The following is a 4,068-nucleotide window of genomic DNA, read 5'->3' as shown; positions in this document are numbered from 1 at the left end:
GTTCTGGGCGTTGCGGTCATAGTCCGGGAAGGCGCCGAGCTCGGAAGCCATTTCGGCCGAGGTCGCATAGGCGATGCCGGTCATGATGGCCGTGAGCGCGGCGCAGATCGCGCGGCCCTCGTCGGAGTCGTAGGGAATGCCGGACGTCATCAACAGGCCGCCGATGTTGGCGTAGCCGAGGCCGAGCGTGCGGTAGTCGTAGGAGAGCTTGGCGATCTCCTTCGACGGGAACTGCGCCATCATGACCGAGATCTCGAGCACGACGGTCCACAGCCGAACGGTGTGCTCGTAAGCGGCGATGTCGATCGTGCCGTCTTCCTTGCGGTAGGGCAGGAGGTTGATCGAGGCGAGGTTGCAGGCCGTGTCGTCGAGGAACATGTATTCCGAGCACGGGTTGGAGGCCCGGATCGCACCGGCGGAGGCGCAGGTGTGCCAGTCGTTCATGGTCGTGTTGAAATGCAGGCCGGGATCGGCGGACGCCCACGCGGCATAACCGATCTTTTCCCAGAGATCCCGCGCCTTCAGCGTCTTCAGCACCTTGCCGTCCTTGCGGGCGGTGAGCTGCCAGTCGCCGTCGGCCTCGACGGCGCGCAGGAAATTGTCCCTCAGCGACACCGAGTTGTTGGAGTTCTGGCCGGAAACGGTGAGATAGGCGTCAGAGTCCCAGTCGGTGTCGTAGGTCTTGAACGACATCGAGGTGTAGCCCTGGCGGGCGAACTGGATGACGCGATAGATGTAGTTCTCCGGCACGGCGTCCTTCTTGGCCGCCTTGATCTCGCGCTTCAGCGCGGTGTTGAGGGCCGGGTCGAAGCAGTCGTCGCCATTGCCTTCGCAATTGACGCAGGCCTTCATGATCGCTTCGAGGTGCTTCTTGACGATCTTCGAGCCGGTCACCAGCGAGGTGACCTTCTGTTCTTCATTGACCTTCCAGTCGATGAAGTCCTCGATGTCGGGATGGTCGGCGTCGACGATGACCATCTTGGCGGCGCGGCGCGTCGTGCCGCCCGACTTGATGGCGCCCGCCGCGCGATCGCCGATCTTGAGGAAGCTCATCAGGCCGGACGAGCGGCCGCCGCCGGACAGCTTCTCGCCTTCGCCGCGCAGCATCGAGAAGTTCGAGCCGGTGCCGGAGCCGTATTTGAACAGGCGCGCCTCACGCACCCACAGGTCCATGATGCCGCCCTCGTTGACGAGGTCGTCCTGAACGCTCTGGATGAAGCAGGCATGCGGCTGCGGATGCTCGTAAGCCGACTTCGACTTGGTCAGCCTGCCGGTGAAGGGGTCGACATAGAAGTGACCCTGGCTCGGCCCGTCGATGCCATAGGCCCAGTGCAGGCCGGTGTTGAACCATTGCGGCGAGTTCGGCGCCACGCGCTGAGTGGCCAGCATATAGGCAAGCTCGTCGCGGAAAGCGCGGGCATCTTCTTCGGACTTGAAGTAGCCGCCCTTCCAGCCCCAATAGGTCCAGGTGCCGGACAGCCGGTCGAAGACCTGGCGAGCATCGGTTTCCGAACCATAGCGCTCGGCCTCGGGGAGCTTGGCGAGTTCGGCCTCGTCGGCAACCGAACGCCACAGGAAGGAGGGGACGTCGTTCTCCTCGACCTTCTTCAGGCGCGCCGGGACGCCGGCCTTGCGGAAATATTTTTGGGCCAGGATGTCGGCCGCGACCTGGCTGAACTGCGCCGGCACATCGATGTTGTCGAGGCGGAACACCACCGAGCCGTCGGGATTCTTGATCTCCGACAGGGCCTTGCGGAATTCGATCTCCGCGTAAGCTGCCCCTTCTTGACCTGCTTGGTCTGGCTTGGTGAAGCGACGCTCGATGCGCATTGGTCCGGTCCCTTTTGTCTACATATAGCGCTTTTCCCCAGGGATTGCTGCCCCGCCAGGCGAAAAGCACGGTCCGCCGTTTGCCGGCATCGCAGGCGACGCCGGCGTTCTCCTCGTCGCGGGCAGCACCGTGCAGACAAGCAAACGCCCTTCCAGGCGCTCACCCAGGCTGCAGGCCGACCCGCGGGTCCCTCAAAACTGAAACTTTTGTCGATTCCCTCGGAAGAGGGAAGTTCACACTATCTAGGGTCGAGCCTGCCTGCAAACACTAAATATAGTGTTAACAGATCATTTTTTCCAGCCCGACAATTCTCCCTTTCGCCCACCCAAGCCCCATCATACCCAACGCTTCCGCCGGCCTCGTGAACGGGCGGAAATGTGGGCAAAACGCACAAAATCCGGGAAAAAAGACCGGCCTCTGAACTCTCCGGTCACGCCCGCAACAGGAGCGCATGGCCTATAAAAAGCGACTCGTTCTGACCCGTCAAGGATTCGTTTTTGTAGGTTTTGTGACCCCAACATGTTGTGTGTCACATATGTGGATAATGGGGACAGAAAGGCGCATCGAAAAGCCTTTATTTGGCGGGTCCTTGCGGACGGCTCGCCGGGTTGCCGGGGCCGGGCCCGACGGGCGGCTTTTCATTTTAGCTGGCTTGCACTATCTGTTGCCCTGCGCGGGGGCGTGTCTTGTCAAGCCTGGAAGCATTCGCTACGCCCCGCTCATGACAGTTACCGTTCGTTTCGCCCCGTCGCCGACCGGCCGCATCCACATCGGCAATGCCCGCACCGCGCTGTTCAACTGGCTCTTCGCTATGAACAACAAGGGCCGCTTCATCCAGCGCTTCGACGATACAGACGTTGCCCGTTCGACGCAGGAATTCGCCGATTCAATTCTCTATGACCTGCATTGGCTCGGCATTTTTCCCGACGTTACCGAATATCAGTCGCGTCGCTTTGAAGTCTATGACGCCGCGGTGGAGCGGCTGAAGGCGGCGCGCGTGCTTTATGCCTGCTACGAAACGCCGGAGGAGCTCGACCTGCGCCGCAAGGTGCGCCGCACGCGCGGCCTGCCGCCGGTCTATGGCCGCGAGGCATTGACGCTGACGCCGGAGCAGGTGGCCGAATACGAATCCGACGGGCGCCGGCCGCACTGGCGCTTTCTTCTGCCGAACTTCACCGGCGACCCGCTGCAGCCGGAACGGACCGAGGTGCACTGGAACGACCTTGTGCGCGGCGAGGAGACCGTCGATCTCGCCTCACTGTCGGACCCAGTCCTGGTGCGTGAGGACGGCACTTATCTCTACACACTGCCTTCGGTGGTCGACGACATCGAGATGGGCGTCACCCATGTCATACGCGGCGACGACCACGTCACCAACACCGGCGTGCAGATAGCCTTGTTCCAGGCGCTGGGCGCCGAGCCGCCGGTGTTCGGGCATCATAATCTCTTGACCACCGTGTCGGGTGAGGGGCTGTCGAAGCGCACCGGCGCGCTGTCGATCGAAAGCCTGCGTGAGGACGGCATCGAGCCGATGGCGGTCGCCTCGCTTGCCGTGCTCGTTGGCACATCGGAAAATGTCACGGCAGCGCACGATCTCAACGAGCTCGCCAGCCATTTCGACCCGGCCGCGACATCCAAGTCTGCCGCCAAGTTCGATCCCGACGAGCTTTTCGTGCTCAATCGCACGCTGATGCACCAAATGCCGTTCGAGGAGGCGCGCGACCGGCTGATTGTGCTTGGCATTTCCGGCGACAGGGCCGAGCCCTTCTGGCTTGCGGTGCGCGGCAATATCGACCGTTTGTCCGACGCTGTCGCCTGGTGGCGAATCCTGAGTGACGGGCCGCAGGAGCCGGCGGAATTTTCCGGCGAGGACCGTGATTTCCTCCACCAGGCGTTCGACCTGTTGCCGGAGGAGCCTTGGAACGGCACGGTCTGGAAGGATTGGACCGGCAAGATCAAGGAAGCGACGGGCCGCAAGGGCAAGCCGCTGTTCATGCCGCTGCGGCTCGCCCTTACCGGGCGGTCTTCCGGGCCGGAGCTTGCAGATCTATTGCCGCTGATGGGTCGGGAAGGAACGCTGGCCCGACGACCCTGACCTTGCGCTGTTCCGGCGGCAGGGCCGAAACCGGTGACGCTGGCACCTTGGCGGTCAGCTGCTTGATAGCCGCGCGGTCGAGCCCGCCTGCAGCGTTGGCGAGCGTTTCGGGATCGGCGCCAGCATCGAGCTTGGCCGCCGG

General features: G+C 62.9%; 1 protein-coding gene and 2 pseudogenes. 1 reads left to right on the top strand and 2 read right to left on the bottom strand.

Features of this window, described 5'->3' with window-relative positions:
* A pseudogene (locus tag EOA60_RS21990) lies at nucleotides 1-1,830 on the bottom strand (vitamin B12-dependent ribonucleotide reductase); the annotation flags it as partial.
* Between the two features lie 722 nt (nucleotides 1,831-2,552).
* On the opposite strand from EOA60_RS21990, the gene gltX reads away from it, so the two are divergent.
* Nucleotides 2,553-3,926, top strand: a complete 1,374-nt coding sequence (gene gltX / locus EOA60_RS21985; RefSeq protein ID WP_095825297.1) for a glutamate--tRNA ligase — start codon at nucleotides 2,553-2,555, stop codon at nucleotides 3,924-3,926.
* On the opposite strand, the pseudogene EOA60_RS39135 reads toward gltX, so the two are convergent.
* Nucleotides 3,844-4,068 (bottom strand): annotated as a pseudogene (locus EOA60_RS39135) (hypothetical protein); the annotation flags it as partial. The gene gltX and the pseudogene EOA60_RS39135 sit on opposite strands and share 83 nt — an antisense overlap.

This window comes from Mesorhizobium sp. M1A.F.Ca.IN.020.06.1.1 (assembly GCF_004023265.1).
Lineage (GTDB): Bacteria > Pseudomonadota > Alphaproteobacteria > Rhizobiales > Rhizobiaceae > Mesorhizobium.
Note: the sequence above shows the minus strand (reverse complement) of the source record. Positions and strands in the feature narration are given on the sequence as shown.

Excerpts from the sequence above, each read along its gene's own strand:
- gltX (WP_095825297.1), top strand. The coding sequence starts at position 2,553 with ATGACAGTTACCGTTCGTTTCGCCCCGTCGCCGACCGGCCGCATCCAC.